Raw genomic sequence first — 22,097 nt, forward strand, 5'->3', positions numbered from 1 at the left:
TTCTTTTTTACTGTAGGTTAAGTTGTCTTTTTTAGCTACTTTAGATTACTAGTCAAGTAACAAAATGTAAAAAAGCAACTGCATGAAAGAAGATTTTCTCCATTATCTCTGGAAGTTCAAAAAGTTTGACACTTTAAATCTAAAAACATACAATAAAGAGGAAATCATTATTAGTAATGTTGGGCAATATTTAGAATTGGCAGGCCCCGATTTCTTCAATGCACAAATTACTATTGCAAATCAAAAATGGGCAGGTAATGTTGAAATTCATGTCAAATCCTCGGATTGGTATGTGCATAATCATGAGAAAGATGCTGGTTATGAAAATGTAATTCTACATGTCGTTTGGGAGCATGATTCAGAAATTTTTAGAAGTGATAATTCCGAAATTCCTGTTCTTGAACTCAAAAATTACGTTAGCTCATCAATACTTGGTAATTATCAAAAGCTATTAACCCCTAAATCTTGGATTTTCTGCGAAAAACAATTAATAGAGATTCCAGAATTTACATTACATAATTGGCAAGAACGATTGTTTTTTGAACGTCTAGAAAGAAAATCAAAGCCAATACTAGAATTATTAGAGGCTACAAATAATGATTGGGAAACCGCATTGTTCTGTCTTTTAGCTAAAAATTTTGGATTGAACACCAATGGAGAAACGTTTCTTAAAATTGCTCAATCTATTCCTTTTTCAGTGATTCGTAAAGAATGTTTTGAAGTTGAAAACCTTGAAGCCCTATTATTTGGCGCAGCTGGATTATTGGATACAGATAAAGAAGATGCGTATTTTAAAGATTTGAAGTTTAGGTATTTTTATTTGCTTCATAAATATCAAATAGAAAAGAGTTTTATAGAACCCGTACAGTTTTTTAAACACAGACCAGATAATTTCCCTACGATTCGCCTTTCACAACTAGCGAACTTATTTCATAAACAACAGAATCTATTTTCTAAAATTAGCAACCTGAAAAGAGTTGAGGATATCTATGAAGTTTTTAATGTTTCGGTAACTTCATATTGGGAAACTCATTATCAATTCGATAAAGAAAGCCCAAAGAAAAAGAAACAATTATCTAAATCTTTTATGGATTTGTTGATTCTAAATACTGTTATTCCACTTCAATTTGCTTATGCCAAAAGTCAAGGCAAAGAAGATTCTGAGGATTTAATAACCATTTTGAATGATGTAGAAGCCGAAAATAATTCAATTGTAGAGAAATTTAACTCTTTTGGCATTAAGGCTAGAAATGCATTTCAAACACAATCATTATTACAACTCAAAAACGAATATTGCAACAAAAATAAATGTTTAGATTGTGCTATCGGAATCGAGTTAATAAAAAGATAGTGATTTATTAAATCATAAATTTTGTATTTTTGTCTAAACTCATAACCCAAAATTATGCGAGCAGTTATACGATTGAAATTCTTTTTGGAAAAATACGGCTTTCATGTATCATCACGATTAGCTGATAAATTAGGAATGCGAGTAACAAATGTTCGTTTGTTTTTTATCTATATCTCTTTTGTAACAGCAGGTCTAGGATTTGGAGTATATCTTACCTTGGCTTTTTGGATTAGATTGAAAGACTTAGTGCGTGCAAAACGTACTTCTGTTTTTGATTTGTAAAACATTTGATAAAAAAAAGAACTTCAAAACTGAAGTTCTTTTTTTTTTTACAAACTATAATTCAAATTAATACTCCATCGATAATTTGCAACTACGTTTCCAGCAGATAAATTTTGATTTATCGGAGCTAAATAGTTAAGACCGATAGAAAAGCGGTCTTTACCAATTTCTACACCAAATTTACCAAACAAAATATCTCCCGAAGTATTTACTAATTCCTGTCCATGTTGGTAATTACTATCATATACTTCACCGGCTAAACCAACCTGTGGCGCTATTGACAGACTATTCTTTTCATACAAATAATAAAAAGTTCCTGAGTAATTAAATTGATTTCCAAATTGATAATGCTTTTGATTTTCGGTTTTAATAACGTAATTGAGCATGGTATTCAAACCAAATTTGTTTCTTCTTATGGTATATTCGGTAGCCAATAAATAATCCCAACTACCTGTTCCAACCTGAAAACTCGGATTTACACCTTCGGAATTTGCTTCATTAAACTTTCCAGTTGGCGCTTTAAATCCACCTCCTAATTGCAAAGTATGACTCACTATTGTACTGTCTTTATGCGTTTGATACAAAGTGTACATTCCTAAAACAGTGATATCGCCAACTCCGTTTATATCTTCCATTCCAGTTGCTGTTTCTCTTTCGTGAAAATGATACGGAATCAAAGCTGAAATCTGTATTTTATTGCTAACAGGAATTCTTCCCCAAACCTGAACCGTATTGAAATTGTCAACATACCAAGGTGAATTACTATACAATCCATCATTTGTTTTGTATTGTTGATTGAAATAACGAATACCTACGAAATTAGCATTCAAAACAGAAGCAAATCCCATGCTCCCACCACTGGCAGAACATCCGCAGGCATCACAGTCGTCATCTTCAAATTCGAATTCAGATTCCACTTTCGAAAAATATTGAAATTTAGCAAAAGGATTGATTGTAGTTAGAGTGTCTTTTTCGGTTGCATTTGCCCATTGAAAAACAACTAGAAAAACGATTAGTATTTTTTTCATTTTTTTATTTTTTTGAAAATAGTTGCTAAGTAACTCAGAAACTTAGTTTCGTAGTAACTTAGCAACTTCTGATTTTAATATTCCGAAAATCGTTTATCAGTTAGATATTGATTATCGGTCAGTGTTTTTAGAAAAGCGATAACTTGGGACTTTTCTGTTTCAGTTAAAGGAATTCCCAGTTTGCTATTTTTATTCAAAATTGGATCTAATGTTTCAGATGCAACAACTCCCGAATTATAATGTTCCAAAACAGCTTCTAATGTAAACAATCGTCCATCATGCATGTATGGCGCTGTTTTCTCGATGTTACGTAAACTCGGCACTTTAAATTTATAATAATCGGTCGCCAATTCGGTAACCCGATAGCGCCCTACATCATTCACCGCTGGGTTTACAGACAATCCGTTATTTCGAAATGAATTATCAGTAAACAAATCGGTTGCATGACAGGTGGAACATTTTGTATTAAAAACTGCGTATCCATCTAATTCTTCCTGAGTAAGTGTTCCGCCAGATTCATGACGACGGTATTTATCAAAACGAGAATTGGATGAAGTTACCATAACCATAAATTGTCCTAAAGCTTTGAGCATATTCTCGGAGTTAATTTCTCCATCAGTAAAAGCAGTTTTGAACAATTTTTGATATTCAGGATCCGCTTTCATCATGGCAATCGCTTTTGTAAAACTACCATTCATCTCAACAGGATTGGTAAATGGAATTATGGGTTGCAAATCCAAATGATCCGTTGCGCCATCATACATAAAAGTAGTTTGATACGCTAAATTCTGAATTGGAGTTGTGTTACGAGTACCGACTGCATTATCAACACCATGACTCACTGTGTGTCCATGATGTGTGAATGCGTCTTGCTGAATATGACAAAATCCACAAGAGACCAATCCATCCGAGGATAATCTGCCATCATAGAAAAGCTTTTTTCCTAATTCGAAACCTTTTTCTGTTGGCGGATTACTAGCCAGATTATAAACTAGTGGCGGAAAATTAGACGGCACTTCAAATGCTAAAGGAATGTTTTGATACACCTCATCATCATTATCAGAACAGCTCCAGAAAAAAGGCAAAATGAGCAATACTAAATATTTTGCTTGCATATTTTTTGTTTTAAAAAGCGGTCAGTTTAACCAACCGCTTTTATCCTTTTTTTAGTCGTTATGCACGTGATTTACAGTAAACATATTAGAAAGATTAGCTGTGATTAATGGCAAGTTTGCACCTCCCATAATCATCGCTCCCATTCCTCCTTCATTATTATCCGAAAGTTTGATTTTATTCGTCCCGTCAATAATTTTGGCAACATCGGCAAAAATATGAACATCTGGAGTAATATCAGTTCTTACCAAAGCTTTGGTCGGCAGATTAAGTGTTACCTCTGTATAATTGTAATCAGTTCCAGTTTGCCCTGTATGCACCATGAACGCAGTTTCTGCAGTTACAGTAGATGAAGTAAACTTACCTTCGAAAAGCACAAATTTATATCCAGCACTCCACGACCACATCATTCCTGCAGCATCAGCAATTGTTAAAAAATTTCCTTGTCCCGTTGCTCCCAAATCAAATTGGGCTTTGTCAACACCAATTCCGAATTTAATTTTGGTATAATCACCAGCGGGAATATTTTCCAATTCTATTTCCTGAGTTTCAGCATCGGATTCATCTACTACAAAATAGCTTTTAGATTTTGGATAAGTAAAAGTAGTTCCATCTTCTTTGGTTAAAACAATGTTACTTACAATGTATTTTACATCAGAAATTTTTAATACCTCACCTTGTGAAGTAGTGTTAGTTTCTGTGTTTAGAATTAAATTCTTGCTCCCAAAAACGTTATCAAATTCTACGCCTAATTTCCCTTCTCCAGTAACCGTTGCATCATCATCATTATTTGAACAAGAACCCAATGCAAGTGCTATAGCAATTACTGCTATTATTTTTTTTGTTTGAAATTTCATTTCTTAATTTTTATTTTTTATACAATGTATTGCAATGGTTTACATCAAAATAATTCATTTTGATACAAGCCATACAAAATTCATCTGCTGAGAACAACAGACTAAATCTTTAAACGTATTTAAAATTTAAGAAATAAAAATCGGAGGGCGAAAGACTGGATCACTATTCAAATAGAAGTATAAGTCAGAATAGTGCTGGTTATTTTTTTTAGTATTCGAAGAATAAATAGTATTGATTTTAAAAGATTTTATCTCTTCAAAAAACAATACTTCTGTTAGTTGAGTAGTTCCTTTTTTATCAGAAGATTTTGGGTTTTCGGCATCGGATGCTTTTGCCAATTCTTTCATCAAATGACATTTCCCATTACAATGCATCATGGGTTTGGCTTTATTTTCACAAAGCACTTTTGAAATATAATCATAATTGACAATGTACTCAACAACAGGAAATATCGGCTTTATGAGCATCATTAGTACAATTATGAATATCATTTTTTTCATGGTGCAAAAATATATATTAAAATTCACTATTAACAGACTAATTTAAAATTTAGATAATAAATTCTCTTTTAATCATGTTAGCAAAAGTGTTTTTCCTTGAAAATAAATAAAAAAAAGCTTGTATCAAGAATTTTAAATCTAAATACAAGCTTTTTAATTTATGACTAATTAATTTTTCCTTTTTAAATTATAAATGGTTTCACTTACTGTAAACCAACAGAAGTAGAAAATACCTACCGAGAAGATAATATCACCAATCATTCTCATCCATTTTAAGGTTTGGATAGTTGGAGAATAAAGCAATTCCGAATCTCTAGCAAAAGAATAACCTTTTGTAATAGAAGTATAGGCTTGTATAATTCCGATTGGCAATAAACTTAAAAATACCATTGCTACAAGTCCAATATTTAAAGCCCAAAAAGCTCTTTTCAATTTTGTTTCGTCCCAAACTCTATCTGAATAAAAACGCAGACAAATTAAAATAAATCCCATTCCTAACATTCCATAAACTCCAAACAAAGCGGTGTGGGCATGTACTGCAGTTGTATTTAATCCTTGAATATAATATAATGCAATAGGAGGATTAATTAAAAATCCAAATACACCTGCTCCCAGGAAATTCCAAAAAGAAACTGCAATAAAAAAGTAAATTGGCCATTTGTATTTTTGCATCCATGACGTACTTTTCAATAGAGACCAGTTTTCTTTTATTTCATACCCCATTAAAGTAAGCGGAACTACTTCTAAAGCACTAAAAGTAGCACCAAGAGCAATCGCTTTTACAGGTGTCCCCGAAAAGTACAAATGATGTAAAGTTCCCAAAATCCCACCTGCCAAAAAGATAGTTGCCGAAGCTACAGAAACTCTTCCAGCAGTTTTAACAGAAATTATTTTCAATTGAGAAAAAATATAAGCGATAACAACTGTGGCGAATACCTCGAAGAAACCTTCCACCCAAAGATGAACAAGCCACCATCTCCAATAATTAATTACAGGCAAACTACTGTTTTCTCCGTACATTAAACCTGAAAAGAAAAACATTCCAATTGCCATTACTGAAATTAACAGTATCGTTAACAAGGATTTTGAAGCATCATTTTTACGAATCGCAAAAATAATATGCTGGCTGACCATAAGTACCCATAATACTAATCCAACACCTAATATTATTTGCCAGAAACGGCCTAAATCCATGTATTCATATCCTTGATGACCAAAGAAAAAGTTCATCGTTAGACTTAAAAATTGGTGCACACCCAACCATTCTCCAAGCATAGAACCTAAAACGATAAACAATAAAGCAATAAACAAAAAGTTTATTCCCAGAACATGGTATTTGAATTCTTTGCCCGAAATCATTGGTGCCAAGAAAAGTCCCGTAGCCAGCCAAGTAGCCGCAATCCAGAAAACAGCCAGCTGCGTATGCCACGTTCTGGTAACCGAATAAGGAAGAAATTTAGATATTTCAAAACCAAAGAAAGCCTGCCCTTCTACAGTATAATGCACAGTAATAATACCTAAAACTATTTGCAAAACAATTAGTAAAGAAATAATAAGGAAGTATTTCAAAACTGCTTTTTGTGAAGGCAGAAATTTTAGATTTACTAATGGATCAGATTGTGGTTTCGTTACTAAATCTCCTTTTTCGTGATTACTAAGATAATAATACGTCAATATTCCGATGAAAAATAATAACAATACAATGGATAAACCAGACCAAATAATAGAACTGTTGGTTATCGTATTATTAATCAATGGTTCGTTTGGCCAGTTTGAGGTATAGGTATAATCTTTATTCGGTCTATTGGTGCTTGCAGCCCAGGAAGTCCAGAATAAAAATGCATTAAGCTGTTCTAATTTTTTAGCATCTGTCAAAGCTCCTTTTGGAATAGCATATTCTGCTTTTCCTTCTGAGAAAATTTTTGTGTAATGTGCTATATTACTTTTAGTCGCATCCAAACGTTCTGCCGAAATACTTATTGTTTTGGTACTTTCATCATACGTATTTGTTTTGATATCTTGAATTAATCGTGCTTTTAGGGCTGCTTTTTTTTCTACATCCAAATTAGCGTAGGCAATATGATATTCTTTCGCCCATTGGTCCAACATAAAAGTCGCTTCTTTATGAAGCCAATCGGCTGTCCAGTCTGGAGCTACATAACTGCCATGTCCCCAAATAGAACCGACTTCCATTCCGCCAATGGATTCCCATACATTTTGACCCGTTTGTATGTCTTCTTTAGTATAAATAACTTCCCCTGTATTTTTTAATATCACTTTTTCGGGAATTGGGGGTTGGGTTTGGTAAATTTCTCGACCAACTCCTATAAGAACTATAAATGAGATTGCTACCACACTTATAAATGCTATCCAGGTTTTTTTCATTTTAATTAATTTAGTTTACTATTATATTGAATTATTTGACTTTCCGCTGAGACTAAACAAAATTTTGTTTAGTTAGGTTATTTTTGGACTCCGCCCAGTAAAATAGGGCTTCCGAAGAAAAAATAATGCCCTGATACGAGCTTCGGACTCCCTGTTACATGCTTCGGACTCCTTGATACGTGCTTCGGACTCACTGTTATATGCTTCGGACTCCCTGTTACATGCTTCGGACTTCCTGTTATATGCTTCGGACTCCCTGTTACGGGTTTCGGACAGTCTGATACCTACTTCGGACTCCTTTAAATGAGTTTATGAATCTGAAATTGAGTCCGCAAAGACGCAAAAACCAGAAAAAATAAAGTTTGTAAAAAATACTCATGATTGATTCATGATAGAAAATCATACTAGTTAAGGATTGTCCTATTGAATTATTACGCTTATTATTATATCTATTTATGTTTTGTCAAAACGATTTTTTTCGTAAAACCCAAGTGTTTTTTTTCTGTCTTAATAATTATTTAAAAGAAAATAACTGAGGATTAACATTAATCATAACCCATGCCCAATTGTTGGTATGATCAACATCACCCCCTTTTACTCTTTGCATAGAATCTGTTCCGAACATTTGAGAATATCCGCCAGTAATATTGATATATTTATGAACTGCATAACTGGCCGTAAAATCTACTTCGGTTCCAAGATAGCTGCTCATTTCGTTTCCATTGGTATCCAAAATTGTATTGGCTGAGTTAAAAACATGTGGCAATAAGTTGAATTGCCATTTATCGACAACGCAATTAAATTTCAAAAAGACATCTTGTAATCCTACTGAATTTTTATAATTTCCTACGTAGAAATAATCCATATATCCATTGAATCCATGATTGGTTCCAAAAATTGGATTGAATGATTTTATATTGGTACTCGTATCTGTTTGGCTTTTTCCCGAAAGAAACTCGTAACCCAAACCTGCTTTAAACTTCACAGTTAATGCATAATTAAAATTAATGGCGCAATCAAAAGCACTCACATTATACGTACTGCTTTTTCCGGTTTGTCCATAGAACCATAGATTTCCATCCCAGTTTTTGTTTTTTGTATTCAAATAAGTTCCAAAAGTCTGCATATAATCTACTTTCAATTCTGGAAGTGGAGCTGGGATTGGTGGTTTTAATTTATTTTCGAAACCTGTGTTTAAGAATAATAAACTCATGCTTATTTTTCCAAATTCAGTATGATACCAAGCATATTGCATGGCTTTATAAGCAGCAACTGTATAAGGAGTTGCAATATCTGTTTCACTATTGGCATTGTAAGCAAACGCCATATCCAATTGGCTCTTTTTATTTTTATAAGTTACCAATGCTGCGTCATGGCTTTGCGCCTGCTGCGCCCAATCCACTTCACCCAGAATACGCTGATTATCGTATGAAATCACCTGACGTCCTAAGCGGGTACTCCAGTTTTCGTCAAAATTGTATTGTGCCCAAGCTTCAAATAGCTGAATTCCGTTGACATCTGATTTTGTATTTGTAGCAACATCTCCCCAAACACGTACATTTTGCATAGTCAGCTTGGTAACAAACTTATCTTGCTTGAAATTTAAGTTCAAACGTGTTCTACTTGATATAAATTGACCTGCTGTTTCTCCAAAAGGAATCGGCGCTTTATACCCATTTCTAAATTCGTAACGCGGTCTGATTTGCAAATTGGCATCAAATTCTTGGGCAAAAGTATTCATGCTGGCCATTGATATAAATACCAATGCCATTTTTTGTAATAGCTTCATTTTGGTGGGATTTTAGTTTAGTTTACCTGCTTCTTCGGTTATTTTTTTGATAGTTTCATCTGAGTTTACCCCTAATCCTTCTTGTTGAAAAGTTAATTCTCCTTCGGCATTAAAAACACTTATAATATTCGAATGAGAGAAATTTAAAGGATCTATTTTTTTGTAATTCACAGCCAAAACCGCTGCAAATTCTCTTGTATTTTCTTCGGTAGAACGTAAAAACTCCCATTGTTCACTGTCCATTTTGTTAGCAATAGCAAATTCTTTGAGACGTTTTGGAGTATCAGTTTCGGGGTCAATACTTATCAAAACCAATTTTACATTCCCTTTGATATTATCCGGCAAACGGGATTCAATATTACGCATATCAGCGACTAAACGCGGACAAGCAGCTTTGCAAGAAGTGTAAATCATAACCATTACCAGCACTTTGCCTCTCAAATCTTTCATTTCGATATTTTGACCATTTTGATTGGTCCATTTGGAAGGCAAATTATAAATAGACAAATCCGAAATAGGTTTTTCTTTGACTACAGTTTCTTTTTTATTACAACTTTCAAAAGTAAAAAACAGTAAAAAAAAGAATAAAGCAAGTAATAAGTCCCAGCCTTTTATATGGATTTCATTAGGCTTTGATGTTTGTATTGATTTCATAGTGTTTGATTTTGTTTAGTTCTCAAATGCCATTAATTATCTTTAGCACATCGAAAACCTAAATTTTTAGTAGTATAGCTAGCCTTAAGACTTCCTCTAAAAGCATAGCGCATAAAAGCAGCATAATTCATCAAATCCGTTGCGTTTATTGATCCGCTTCCGCAAAAGAGATTCTTATCAGTATCCTTATCTTTTCTGGATTCTCCCGAAAGAAAAATACTGTTGAAGTCCGAAGTCCATTCCCAAACCAAACCATGCATATCATAAACACCCCAATAATTTTTGAAAGTATGCCCGATTGGATTCAAATAGGTTTTTGGCTTTTCGTATGATGATAAAATGTATTTATTAAATTCTTCTTTGGTACGGGCATCGCTGCGTTTTTCATCTGCCATGGCAACATATTCCCATTCGTCCATTGACGGTAAGCGTTTTCCCTGACATTCACAATATTTTTTGGCAGCAAACCAAGAAATGTTAGTTATAGGTGCATTGCTCAGATTATTAGCCCCATAATTGAAATCACTTGCCCATTGGTTCAGATAACTTTTATCGGCATACAATCCTTTCATTTTGGAACGGCTGTATTCAGGATATTTTTTTACAAAAGCAAGATATTGCGCATTGGTAACAGGATATACATCTATGCTAAACGAACTTACTTTGACTGGTTTCTTGGCAGTAGCACCATAAAGGGGGACAAAAGTTCCCCCATCTATAGGCACCATTTTAACTTCTTGAGCACAAAGAGTAACACCTATGAACATGGGGATGAACAATAAAAAGATGGCTGTTGTATTTTTAAAAAGAAACATAGGACTCTTTGTGTTTTGCGTTAAAACTATCTTTGAGCTTTCACCATTGCTAGTGTCACTACTTTTTTACTATTACCCCAATTTGCATATACATACGTTAGTACATCTGCAATTTGCTGATCGCTCAAAGCTTGAGGAGGCATAGGCGTAGTGAATTTTTTTCCATTAACTGTAATAGGAGCATTTGAACCTTTGATTACTTGCTTAATAGCACGATTGACATCAGCATTCAAATAATCTGATTTTGCTAGTGGAGGAAAAGCTCCCGGTATTCCCACTCCTGTTGCTTGGTGGCAGGCAATACAGGTTTTGGTATAAACCCCTTTTCCTTTGTTTGCATCCTGGCTAAAACCTTTCAGACTTAATCCGATAAATGCTATCACTAAAATGTATTTTTTCATGACTTATAAAATTTAAAAAATTGTTTATTATTTTCTTTGAGCTTTCACCATTGCTGGTGTAACCACTGTTTTATTATTACCCCAACTGCTGTAAACATATGTTAACACATCTGCAATTTCATCGTCCGTAAGGTTTTGACTTGGCATAACACTATTTATTTTCTTACCGTTTACAGTGATCTCTCCACTTAATCCTTTTATAACAGCTTGAATGGCTCTGCTTGGATTTGCATTCAAGAAATCTGATTTTGCCAATGGAGGAAATGCATTAGGCACCCCTTGTCCTTCGGATTGGTGACAAGCAAAACAAGTTGTTCCAAAGATTGCTTTTCCAGCTTTAATTTGTTCAGGAAGTGATTTAGCAACTGTTGATTTTGCTTCTTTTTTTCCTTCAGGCATGTTTTGAATAGTTCCACCTTCTGGTAAATAAATACCCTCCTGGGTAGTTCCTGAGTAGATTTTTTTACTTTCTTTTCCTTCAACTTTAAGCATTCCCAAAGCTCCTTTATTGAAAGCTCTAAAAATAGAGTGATCTACCAAAATAAAAGTTCCAGGAACATCAACTTTAAACTCTACAATTGCAGAACCACCAGCTGGAATTAATGTGGTCTGTACATTTTCATTAATCGCACTACCTCCTTCAATATGTACTTTATCGAATATCTCTCCAATAACGTGGAAAGAAGAAACTAAATTTGGCCCACCATTCCCCATATAAATACGAACAGTTTCGCCAACTTTGGCAGTAAGCGCATTATCTCCTGCAATGCTTCCCACTTTACCATTAAACACTACGTAATCCGGAGTTTCTTTTACCGCTTTATTCATATCAAAAGGCTGAACTCCTTGTTCTCCATAAGCTCCTTTGGTATAAAAATCACCTTGCATCACGTAGTATTCTTTGTCTACCGGAGGCAGTCCGCCTTCTGGTTCAACAAGAATTAATCCGTACATCCCGTTGGCAATGTGCATCCCAACTGGTGCTGTAGCGCAATGGTACACATATAACCCTGGATTTAAAGTTTTAAAATTAAATACTTTTTCATGTCCAGGCGCAACTATTGATGAAGCCGCTCCACCGCCTTGACCCGTTACGGCATGCAAATCGATATTGTGTGGTAATTTATTATCTGGATGATTTTTTAAGTGAAATTCGATTTCGTCACCTACTCTCGTTCTTATAAAACTTCCTGGAACAGTTCCGCCAAATGTCCAATAGATATACTTAGTCCCATCTACCATTTCTCCTTCTTGTTCTTTAATTTCCATATTGACAACCAAATGCATTGCCGGTCTGTCTCCTACTGGTTTTGGAACAAATGGCGGAGAGGTTAGTTCCGCCTCTTTCTGTCCTTCGACTTTTATTTTTTGATAATAATCGGCATTTTTTTCTTCTTCTTTTTTAGTACAAGAAAAGAAACTGACTGCAGTAAATAATGTCACCGCAAATACCTTAGATAATTTGCTAAAATGAAATGGTTTTTTCATAATTTTTTAGTTTAATAGTAATTTTATATTAGGGATGTTTTTGTCTTTTATTTTAATGTAAATTTAGAGCGTGGTTTTCAAAAAAATAATGATAAATATCATGTTATTAACTTTTTTTTAAGATTCATAATTCAGGGAAAAACGATTGAGTAATAAACACAAAAGACACAGAATATTAAACACTTACAAAATAAAAACCAACTATTCTATCTAATTACTATTTTCAAAAAACACCCAATTATCATCAAGGTATCTTACTCCCAATCCAACAGCCTTTTTTCACCATCAATTTTCTTAATATCGGTAATATCCTGAGACATTTCAATCACTCCTTTGTAGTTTTTATTAGCATCTCTTACAGCAAAATAACGAATGTAAATCAGGCGGTCTTTGTAATTAATCCAAAACGAAGATTCATTTTGTGCTCCTTTTCTAAATTCATCCAAAATTTTAAGTACCGTTCCAACACTTTTTGGAGGATGGCAAAATTTCACTTCTCGCCCAATGATTCCAGCACTTCTGGGAAAAACACGCTCTTCTCCTCTGTTATAAAAAATGACTTTATCATTTTCATCCACATAAGTTAAATCCAGTGGCATAGTTCTTAAAAGTAAATTTACTTGTTCTACTGTCATATACCCTTCATCATAATGCGAAGTGTTTTCCAGCGAAAAAGACAAATCTCTCTGAGTAAAATCCTGACTTGGGTGAATATATTCCCCTTTTGGAAAAGTTGGTGGTGTTTCAGAAAGCATCCAACCGATTTCTTCTTCCCCTTTTCGCATTTCAATCCAATCCTTTTCATCTAATAAATCTAAAGAGTTAGGAAACAAAACAGTTTCTTCAGCGCCCAACAATCTATAAATACCATCTGTTAAAAAAGGTGTATTAGTAGCTATTTTTTCAGGATTATTCATTTTGATATAATACTGAATCAATCGAAATTGTTCTCTCAAATTATCATGAAAAGACCACATTCCTTGTGATGGACCTGTCCAACCGTTTTTCTCCAAAAAAGGGAAAAGCTGGTTTTCTTTGCGGGCAAAACGCTTTTCTATAGTGAGCAATTGATGAAAAACATTGACATACTTTGGTAAATCTTCAAAAGGATTTATTGCTTTAATTTCTTCCAAAAGAGAAATAATTAATTCTTTTTCCTGAAAGTAATTCCAAACTGGATGACCTTCTGGCACTACTGCGTTATTTTCTGTATCTATCATTGTTATTAGTATTTAAAATTAACAAAATCGCTAATCGTAAAATGGGGAAATAATTTCTAAATTCAAATAAAAGACAAATTTATCTTTTATTACTTTGCAAATATAAAAGATATTTTTATCTTTTATTTAAAATATGCAATTTATTTTCAATAAAATTATTTCAAATTTTTAAAGCAATACTATATATAGGTATACTCAATAAACAATCCGCTCTCAAAGTTTTCAACAACAAAATGTTCTTAAGTCGTAGCCGAAATATGATAAAAATCATATTCTGTGTTTTTAAATATTCGTAAAATTATATCATCAAAAAAAGAAGAATCCAAAATCACATCCCTTTAATTTTCAATTCTTTATATAAATAAAAAAATAATATATTTAATTAAGGATAAATTTGTCTTTTATTTAAAATAATCACTATTTTTGTAAAATAAATTTTAATCATAAAAACAATAATATGGAAACTTTAGAGAAAATTACAATTGGTGAATATGTAGCAAAAGACTTTAGAACAGCAGCTTTATTTTCAAAATATGGTATTGATTTTTGCTGCAAAGGCAACAGAACTATAGAGGAAGTTTGTGAGAAAAAAGAAGTGAAACCTGAAGATTTATTAAACGAAATTGAATCGATTTTATCTTTAAAAAGTGATTCGGGAATTGATTTTAATTCATGGCCAATTGATTTATTAGCCGATTATATTGAAAAAACACATCATAGATATGTTTCTGAAAAAACACCCACTTTGCTTCAATTTTTAGACAAATTGAGTAAAGTTCACGGAGCAAATCATCCTGAATTATTAGAAATTAATGAACTTTTCAAAGGTTGTGCAGGAGAACTGGCTCAACACATGAAAAAAGAAGAATTGATTTTGTTTCCTTTTATCAAAAAAATGGTTCATGCTACTATTTCAGATGAATTAATTGCTCAGCCTCATTTTGGAACTGTCGAAAATCCGATTGCCATGATGATGCACGAACACGAAGCCGAAGGAGATCGTTTTAGAACAATAGTAGAATTAAGCAATAATTACACACCACCAGCAGACGCTTGCAACACGTATAAAGTAACTTTTGCAATGTTACAGGAATTTGAACAGGATTTGCACAAACACATTCATTTGGAAAATAATATTTTGTTTCCAAAAGCAATTAGGCTAGAAAAAGATTTTTCAGCACAATCATAACCAATTTAAACACCAAAATCAACAACTATGGGGAATTATGTCATCAAAAGAAATGGAAAATATAAGCCATTTGAAAGTTTTAAAATAAAAGATGCTATTGAAAAGAGTTTCAAGAGTGTTTCCATAGTCGTTGATGACAGTGTTTTTGAACGCATAATTATTCAGCTAGAAAACAAAGAAGTTTGGGCAGTTGAAGAAATTCAGGATTTAATTGAAAAAACATTATTTGAAAAACACTATTTTGAAGTAATGCGTTCTTTCATGCTTTTCCGTCACACCAGAAAGCTACAACGCGAACATATTGAGGGATTAAATGAAGATACTACTTATGTAGACAGCACCCAAACCATTGAAGAATACATCAAGCAAACTGACTGGAGAATCAATGCCAATGCCAACACTTCCTATTCGAATGCCGGATTAGTAAATAATGTGGCGGGTAAGATTATTGCGAATTATTGGCTGGATAAAGTGTACTCTAAAGAAGAAGGTTACGCGCACCGTAATGGTGATATTCATATTCATGATTTGGATTGCCTCACGGGTTATTGCGCCGGCTGGAGTTTACGAGTATTACTTAATGAGGGATTTAATGGAGTTAGAGGTCGTGTAGAAAGCAAAGCACCATCTCATTTTAGAGAAGCTTTAGGGCAAATGGCAAATTTTCTGGGGATTTTGCAAAGCGAATGGGCAGGTGCGCAAGCTTTCAGTTCGTTCGACACTTATCTTGCTCCATATGTTTTTAAAGATAATTTAGGATTTGATGATGTTCTAAAAGCGGTTAGGGGCTTTGTGTACAACTTGAATGTTCCTGCACGCTGGGGACAATCCCCTTTTACTAATATTACTTTGGATTGGGTTGTACCAGATGATTTAAAAACACAGATTCCGACCAAACATGATCATCATATTTTTGAAGACTGCATCACATCAGATTTATTAATCAGGGCCAAAAGAAGAGGTGTTTCTAAAGTAACTGACTTGAGATACGAGCATTTTCAAAAGGAAATGAACCTCATTAATAAAGCCTATTATACCGTGATGACCGAAGGTGATGCTAATGGACAACCTTTCACTTTCCCGATTCCAACGGTAAATATCACCGAAGCGTTTGACTGGGATGGAGAAAATACCGATCTGCTTTTTGAAAATACAGCTAAAATCGGTTCATCATATTTCCAAAATTTCATCGGAAGCCAATATATTTTAGATGAAAATGGCAACCAAATTGAAAACGAGGATGCCTACAAACCCAATGCAGTACGCAGTATGTGTTGCCGTTTACAGCTAGATTTGCGTGAATTGCTAAAACGCGGAAACGGACTTTTTGGAAGTGCTGAGATGACAGGAAGTATTGGTGTTGTTACCATAAATATGGCTCGTTTGGGTTATCTGAATAAAGGAAATAAAGATAAATTATATAATCAGCTTGATCAGCTTTTATACATAGCCAAATCTACTTTGGAGAAAAAAAGAGTGTTCGTTCAGGAAATGTATGACCGTGGATTATATCCATACACTAAACGTTATTTAGAACATTTTAGAAATCACTTCTCGACTATCGGAGTGAACGGAATGAATGAAATGATTGAAAATTTCACTAATAATAAAGACAACATCACTTCTGAAGCCGGTATTGAATTTGCCAACGGAATTCTAGATCATATCCGCACCCGAATGAAAGAATTTCAGGAAGAAACGGGTAACCTCTATAATCTGGAAGCAACACCTGCCGAAGGAACGACGTATCGTTTTGCTAAAGAAGACAAGAAACGCTATGATGATATTATCCAGGCGGGACAAGAGGAAAACATTTATTACACCAATAGTTCACAAATTCCAGTAGATTTTACACAAGATCCTTTTGAAGCTTTAATACTTCAAGATCAGTTGCAATGCAAATACACTGGAGGAACTGTACTGCATTTGTATATGAGCGAAAAAATAAGTTCTTCGGAAGCCTGCAAGCAGTTTGTCAAAAAAGTAATATCCAATTTTAGACTGCCATATATTACAGTTACTCCAGTATTTAGCGTTTGTCCTGTACATGGTTATTTGAACGGAGAGCATGAATATTGCCCAAAATGTGATGAAATTATAATTGAAAAAGAGAGCACAAGCTCAAAACATGAATTTTAAACTTAAAAAATAGTAAACCATATAAGAAATATAAGTCCATATAAGCTGTTGCAATTTTTTGCTATAATGTAAATTAAAAAAAAGACTCCCCAATCTTTAATAACTTTTACCCCCAGATTTACATTAATAAATACTTATATGGGCTTTCATTTTTAAATAATCCATATAAAATACTTAAATCTTAAAACAAAAAAATATGAAATTAACAACAAATCAGATTTTAGAACAAAATCAAGAATCACGCACTAAATGTTTAGTGTACACACGCGTAATGGGCTATCATAGACCCGTAGAAAGTTTTAACATAGGAAAAAAAGGTGAACACAAACAACGAACTCATTTTACAGAAGGAAAGTGTTGCTAGACCAATTTATAGTTTAACACCTTTTACTTTATTAGATTATCCACATAAATCAGCATGTATACTTTGGTTTGCAGGCTGTAATATGAGGTGTCTTTATTGCTATAATCCTGAAATAGTTTTTGGAAAAGGAATTATTTCATTCGAAAATGCAATTCAATTCCTGAATGGTCGAAAACAGTTGTTGGATGCAGTCGTGTTTAGTGGGGGTGAATGTTTGTTGCACAAAAAAATCATTCCTCTCATCAGCGAAGTTAAAAAAATGGGATTTTTAATCAAAATAGACACTAACGGTTCAAAACCCGAAGTACTGGAAGAACTAATCCAAAAAGAACTTGTCGATTATGTGGCACTCGATTTCAAAGCAATGCCTCAAGATTTTGAAAAGATAACACAATCTAAACTTTTCATTCCTTTCGAAAAATCTTTAGATTTATTATTACAAAACGATATTGATTTTGAAGTTCGTACCACCATACATTCTGAATTATTAAATAAGAATGATATTCAGAAAATGATTTCCTATTTAGAAACGGCTGGTTACATAGGAAATTATTATATTCAACATTTTGTAAATGGTGTAAAAACAATAAAGAAACTAGGACATTCATTTAAAGAATTAGAAAACGAAAACCTTTCGACAGAAAAAATAAAAGTCTGCTTTAGAGGATAATTTAAAGCGATTTTAAAACCTAAAAACGTATGAATCATCATCTTTTATTAATCATTCATCTCTTGAGCGCCACCATCTGGGTTGGAGGTCACTTGTTACTCTGCTTTGCTTATCTACCTCAGGCGCTTAAAGAAAAAGATCCTAAAATCATTTTAAATTACGAAAGAAAATACGAACCTGTTGGAATGACTGCCCTTGCTTTATTAGTAATCACAGGTATTTTAATGGCGTACAAATATGGAGTAACTTTTGGCTATTGGTTTCAGTTTGAAACTCCAATTGAGAAAGTAATTTCTTCAAAACTAGTTTTACTTTTACTGACAGTAGTCTTTGCATTAAGTGCGCAGTTTCGAGTTTTACCCAAACTAAAAACCGATTCCGGTAAATTACCCGAAATGACTTTCCATATTATATCTGTTACTATTATTGGAGTCTTGATGCTGATTTTTGGTTCATTTGTTCGTTTCGGAGGATTCTAAATTACTATTAGGAAACAACCAAATCATTATGAAAAAATCTTGGATTTTTGTCTGCTTCATTAATTTTCTTATCGCCTCTCTGATGGGGTTACTGCTTCGTTTGATGTATGTCTACCCTATTAAAGGAATCAATTTTCAATTTTTAATGCACGGTCATTCGCATGTAGCCATGTTGGGTTGGGTATATTTGATGTTGTACTGTTTGATTATTCATTTTTTTGTTCCAAAAGAAGCCCAGCAAAAACCCATTTACAACCGATTATTTTGGATTACTCAAGTGGCTGTTGTCGGAATGATGATTGATTTTCCTGCTCAAGGATATGCGTTTGCTTCCATCCTCTTTTCTACATTGCATATTTTTTGCAGTTATCATTTCGTTCATTTGATTTGGAAAGATGCAGAACTAAGCACTTTCCCTGAAAAAAGAATGTTGCGAACCGCTTTATTCTTTATGGTTTTATCTACACTAGGCGTTTGGTGCTTAGGACCAGCAGTAGGAATAATGGGAAAAGCAAGTGCTTTTTATCAAATTGCTATTCAGTTTTTCCTTCATTTTCAATTTAATGGCTGGTTTATATTTGCAGTTTTGGCTCTGTTTTTCAAACAATCCAAAATAAATATAGAAGAGAAAAAATTCCGTTTGTTCTATAATTTATTTGTTACCGCAACGGTGTTAACTTTGGCTCTGCCTGTGAGCTGGTCGCTTTCCAATCCCATTTTTTACTGGATAAACGCAGTTGGTGTTTTGATTCAATTAATTTCGTTAGTCCTTTTTGCTCAACTTATCCAAACTCAATTCCAAGCATTTTTTAAACCTCTCTCTTCTTTAGAAAAAACCGTGTACCGATTTGCTTTATGTTCATTAGCCTTAAAAATCATCATTCAATTGGTAGTTTTAGTTCCTGAATTGGCACATGTATCGCATGAAATTCGAGATTTTGTTGTTGGATATATTCACCTGACGATGTTGGGAATTATAACTGGTTTTCTATTTGGATTTGCTTTACAGAATGGGTTTTTAAATTCTAAAAAACCAATCATAAAATGGGGAATCAATCTTTTTCTTCTAGGATTTGTAGTAACAGAAATCCTTTTATTCCTTCAAGGCACTTGGTTATTATTGAATAATACGTCATTTCCTGACTATTATCAAAATTTATTTATAGCCAGTATTGCTTTACCCTTAGGTCTATTATTTATAACTGGAAGTTTATTAAAAAAAGACTAAAAATTCGCCATTTTAACCTTCGAAACTCTAGCATTTTAGACCAAAAATGAAACTAATTTCTTAAATTTGTAAAAAACCGATTATGTTTTCTAAAACCTGCGAATACGGCATTCGAGCTACGATTTTCATAGCTTCTCAATCTTATCAAAACAAAAGAGTTGGGCTAAAAGATATTGCCAAAAAAATTGATTCTCCAGAAGCATTTACAGCCAAAATTCTTCAAATTTTATCCAAAGACAACATCATTAATTCCATAAAAGGAGTTGGTGGCGGATTTGAAATTCCAAGAGAAATAATGAAAGATATAAAATTGGCACAAATTGTAAATGCTCTGGAAGGAGATCGGGTTTTTACGGGGTGCGGGTTAGGTTTAGCCCATTGCTCCGAAGACCATCCCTGCCCTATGCATGAAAAATTCAAATCTATTAGAAACGAATTGGCTTACATGCTCGAAAATACGAATCTGGAAGAATTAGCCTTAGGAATAAAGACAGGAGATACTTTTTTAAGATATTAATAAAGTAATCTTATATTTACATGATATTTTTTAAGTAGCTGAACTTAAACCTCAATTATCATGACCAAATCTAAGCAATCTGATTTAAATTCTCTTTTAAAAATAGATTACAAAAACGACAATACCATTTGGCTCACCAATAGTCTGACCCTCCGAAAGATTATTGGTATCATGGGAATGGCCATGCCCCTATTGTTATTTGGATTCTTATATCTTGATAATGGGCTTCAATATCCTTTAGAATCTATTAGTCATTATTACTACACTCGCGTTAGCAGTATTTTTGTTATAATCCTAAGTCTGTTAGCTTTCTTTCTTATTGTTTACAAAGGTAAAGATCCAATTGATTTTTACATTTCTTCATTTGCCGGGGTTTTTGCACTTTTGGCCCTTTTATTTCCTACTAATAATATCACTGAAATATGTGGTGATCCTGCTAAGAAATATGCAATAACCATTCTTCCTGCAAGCGATTTTAGAATGTATTTTCATTATACCGTATCTGCATTATTCTTCATTTGCTTATCGTATATGTGCTTTTTTCTATTTACAAAATCAAATAAAGCAACTAGCAAAAGAGGAGATCAAAAAATCATCCGAAATAGAATTTACAGAACTTGTGCTGTATTAATGTTTTTGGCGATATTGGTCCCATTTGCTGGTTTTCTAAAAATAATTCCTCCAGTCTATTTTAAGACATTCCCAATCACTTTTTGGATGGAAACACTAGCTATTGAGAGCTTCGGTTTTGCATGGTTAGTAAAGGGAGAAGCCATATTGCAAGATTAATACAACTTTGCTGTTTTAACGTTTTAATTAAAATACTATATTTACTAAAAAGGAACATATTTAGCATTTAAAAAAGCCTAATAATGAATACTACTTGTAAAAACTGTCATCAAACCTATACAGGTCATTATTGCAATAATTGTGGACAGCCTGCTGAAACTCACAAAATTAATATTCATTATCTATGGCATGATATTCAACATGGATTATTACATTTTGACAAGGGAATAGCCTATACAGCAAAACAACTTTTTACCAGACCAGGTCATTCTATTCGTGAATTCATTGAAGGTAAAAGAGTAAGACACTTCAAACCGATATCTCTTGTGATGGTTTTGGCAACAGCATATATTGCGTTAATTCATATATTAGATATAGAAATGTTTGTAAAAACGAAAGAGGCTGTCGATACAAATCCAAATATTAATATTGAAAAATTAGGTGACTGGCTGAGCTCTCACTTTGCTTGGATAACATTAGTTTTTATCCCTTTACACACAATAGGTACAGCTATTTGTTTTCGAAAACAAGGCTACAATTTTATAGAATATCTAGTACTAAATACCTACAAAGCATCCCAAAAATTATACATTTCTATACTCTTAATCCCCTTATTTTATTATTATAGTGGGACTACAACAATCTTAACAATAACAAAAATTGTTATGCTCATTGATTTTATCTTATACTTTTGGACCAATGAACAATTTTTCAATCAGTTGTCTAAAACAAAGACCTTCTTTTTGACATTATTAACGCACCTCATATTCTGGTTTATTTTCTTTACAATTATTGTCATTGGAGTATTTAGTTTTGGTGGTATCTAAATAAATCACAA

The 22,097-nt window shown here is 33.3% G+C and carries 21 protein-coding genes and 1 pseudogene; 11 read left to right on the plus strand and 11 right to left on the minus strand.

What is annotated here, in order from left to right; all coding sequences use genetic code 11:
• The first annotated feature begins 82 nt into the window (after nt 1-82).
• Nucleotides 83-1,351, plus strand: coding sequence for a DUF2851 family protein (locus CLU82_RS04320; protein ID WP_100841928.1), 1,269 nt, complete (start codon nt 83-85; stop codon nt 1,349-1,351).
• Nucleotides 1,352-1,405: 54 nt separating this feature from the next.
• The gene (locus tag CLU82_RS04325) at nt 1,406-1,633 is read left to right on the plus strand and encodes a PspC family transcriptional regulator (protein WP_100841929.1); all 228 of its coding nucleotides are present in this window, start codon (nt 1,406-1,408) and stop codon (nt 1,631-1,633) included.
• 47 nt (nt 1,634-1,680) lie between these two features.
• Here the strand turns inward: CLU82_RS04325 and CLU82_RS04330 are convergent, their stop codons facing one another.
• The 11 genes and pseudogenes from CLU82_RS04330 to CLU82_RS04380 all read right to left on the minus strand — a co-directional run bounded on the left by CLU82_RS04330 (nt 1,681) and on the right by CLU82_RS04380 (nt 13,884).
• Nucleotides 1,681-2,661, minus strand: coding sequence for a hypothetical protein (locus tag CLU82_RS04330; protein ID WP_100841930.1), 981 nt, complete (start codon nt 2,659-2,661; stop codon nt 1,681-1,683).
• Between the two features lie 74 nt (nt 2,662-2,735).
• Nucleotides 2,736-3,776 (minus strand): cytochrome-c peroxidase, encoded by a 1,041-nt coding sequence (locus CLU82_RS04335; RefSeq protein ID WP_100841931.1) that lies wholly within the window; start codon nt 3,774-3,776, stop codon nt 2,736-2,738.
• A 51-nt stretch (nt 3,777-3,827) separates the two neighbouring features.
• Complete coding sequence (locus tag CLU82_RS04340) at nt 3,828-4,631, minus strand: MbnP family protein (RefSeq protein WP_100841932.1); 804 nt, start codon at nt 4,629-4,631, stop codon at nt 3,828-3,830.
• A gap of 126 nt (nt 4,632-4,757) precedes the next feature.
• Nucleotides 4,758-5,123: a hypothetical protein gene (locus CLU82_RS04345; RefSeq protein WP_232735209.1), complete on the minus strand. Its 366-nt coding sequence runs from the start codon at nt 5,121-5,123 to the stop codon at nt 4,758-4,760.
• A gap of 177 nt (nt 5,124-5,300) precedes the next feature.
• Entirely contained in the window at nt 5,301-7,517 is a 2,217-nt protein-coding gene (locus CLU82_RS04350; protein WP_100841933.1) for a nitric-oxide reductase large subunit, read from the minus strand.
• Between the two features lie 514 nt (nt 7,518-8,031).
• Entirely contained in the window at nt 8,032-9,306 is a 1,275-nt protein-coding gene (locus CLU82_RS04355; RefSeq protein WP_100841934.1) for an alginate export family protein, read from the minus strand.
• Between the two features lie 12 nt (nt 9,307-9,318).
• Nucleotides 9,319-9,960: an SCO family protein gene (locus CLU82_RS04360; RefSeq protein WP_232735210.1), complete on the minus strand. Its 642-nt coding sequence runs from the start codon at nt 9,958-9,960 to the stop codon at nt 9,319-9,321.
• 32 nt (nt 9,961-9,992) lie between these two features.
• Nucleotides 9,993-10,727, minus strand: a complete 735-nt coding sequence (locus CLU82_RS04365) for a formylglycine-generating enzyme family protein (RefSeq protein WP_198520262.1) — start codon at nt 10,725-10,727, stop codon at nt 9,993-9,995.
• Between the two features lie 74 nt (nt 10,728-10,801).
• Nucleotides 10,802-11,131 (minus strand): annotated as a pseudogene (locus CLU82_RS04370) (cytochrome c); the annotation flags it as partial.
• A 72-nt stretch (nt 11,132-11,203) separates the two neighbouring features.
• Nucleotides 11,204-12,664, minus strand: a complete 1,461-nt coding sequence (nirK, locus tag CLU82_RS04375) for a copper-containing nitrite reductase (RefSeq protein WP_100841937.1) — start codon at nt 12,662-12,664, stop codon at nt 11,204-11,206.
• Nucleotides 12,665-12,918: 254 nt separating this feature from the next.
• Nucleotides 12,919-13,884, minus strand: coding sequence for a DUF438 domain-containing protein (locus tag CLU82_RS04380; RefSeq protein WP_100841938.1), 966 nt, complete (start codon nt 13,882-13,884; stop codon nt 12,919-12,921).
• A gap of 457 nt (nt 13,885-14,341) precedes the next feature.
• On the opposite strand from CLU82_RS04380, the gene ric reads away from it, so the two are divergent.
• From ric to CLU82_RS04420, 9 genes are all read left to right on the plus strand, one after another.
• Nucleotides 14,342-15,073 (plus strand): iron-sulfur cluster repair di-iron protein, encoded by a 732-nt coding sequence (gene ric / locus CLU82_RS04385; RefSeq protein ID WP_100841939.1) that lies wholly within the window; start codon nt 14,342-14,344, stop codon nt 15,071-15,073.
• 27 nt (nt 15,074-15,100) lie between these two features.
• Entirely contained in the window at nt 15,101-17,212 is a 2,112-nt protein-coding gene (locus tag CLU82_RS04390) for a ribonucleoside triphosphate reductase (RefSeq protein WP_100841940.1), read from the plus strand.
• Between the two features lie 196 nt (nt 17,213-17,408).
• The gene (gene nrdD, locus CLU82_RS21145) at nt 17,409-17,576 is read left to right on the plus strand and encodes an anaerobic ribonucleoside-triphosphate reductase (RefSeq protein WP_157813319.1); all 168 of its coding nucleotides are present in this window, start codon (nt 17,409-17,411) and stop codon (nt 17,574-17,576) included.
• Nucleotides 17,530-18,246 carry an anaerobic ribonucleoside-triphosphate reductase activating protein gene (locus tag CLU82_RS04395; RefSeq protein ID WP_100841941.1) on the plus strand — a complete coding sequence of 239 codons (717 nt, stop codon included), beginning with the start codon at nt 17,530-17,532 and terminating at the stop codon, nt 18,244-18,246. The genes nrdD and CLU82_RS04395 overlap by 47 nt, the downstream gene beginning before the upstream one ends.
• Before the next feature lie 29 nt (nt 18,247-18,275).
• A complete protein-coding gene (locus tag CLU82_RS04400) occupies nt 18,276-18,725 on the plus strand; it encodes a CopD family protein (RefSeq protein WP_100841942.1) in 450 nt (149 codons plus the stop codon).
• A gap of 28 nt (nt 18,726-18,753) precedes the next feature.
• The gene (locus CLU82_RS04405; protein WP_100841943.1) at nt 18,754-19,953 is read left to right on the plus strand and encodes a hypothetical protein; all 1,200 of its coding nucleotides are present in this window, start codon (nt 18,754-18,756) and stop codon (nt 19,951-19,953) included.
• Between the two features lie 82 nt (nt 19,954-20,035).
• On the plus strand, nt 20,036-20,470 hold the full coding sequence (locus tag CLU82_RS04410; RefSeq protein ID WP_100841944.1) for an Rrf2 family transcriptional regulator: 435 nt from the start codon (nt 20,036-20,038) through the stop codon (nt 20,468-20,470).
• A 60-nt stretch (nt 20,471-20,530) separates the two neighbouring features.
• Nucleotides 20,531-21,259 carry a hypothetical protein gene (locus tag CLU82_RS04415; RefSeq protein WP_232735211.1) on the plus strand — a complete coding sequence of 243 codons (729 nt, stop codon included), beginning with the start codon at nt 20,531-20,533 and terminating at the stop codon, nt 21,257-21,259.
• 83 nt (nt 21,260-21,342) lie between these two features.
• Nucleotides 21,343-22,086, plus strand: a complete 744-nt coding sequence (locus tag CLU82_RS04420; protein WP_100841946.1) for a DUF3667 domain-containing protein — start codon at nt 21,343-21,345, stop codon at nt 22,084-22,086.
• Nucleotides 22,087-22,097: the final 11 nt, after the last annotated feature.

Source organism: Flavobacterium sp. 5 (assembly GCF_002813295.1).
Classification (GTDB): Bacteria; Bacteroidota; Bacteroidia; order Flavobacteriales; family Flavobacteriaceae; genus Flavobacterium.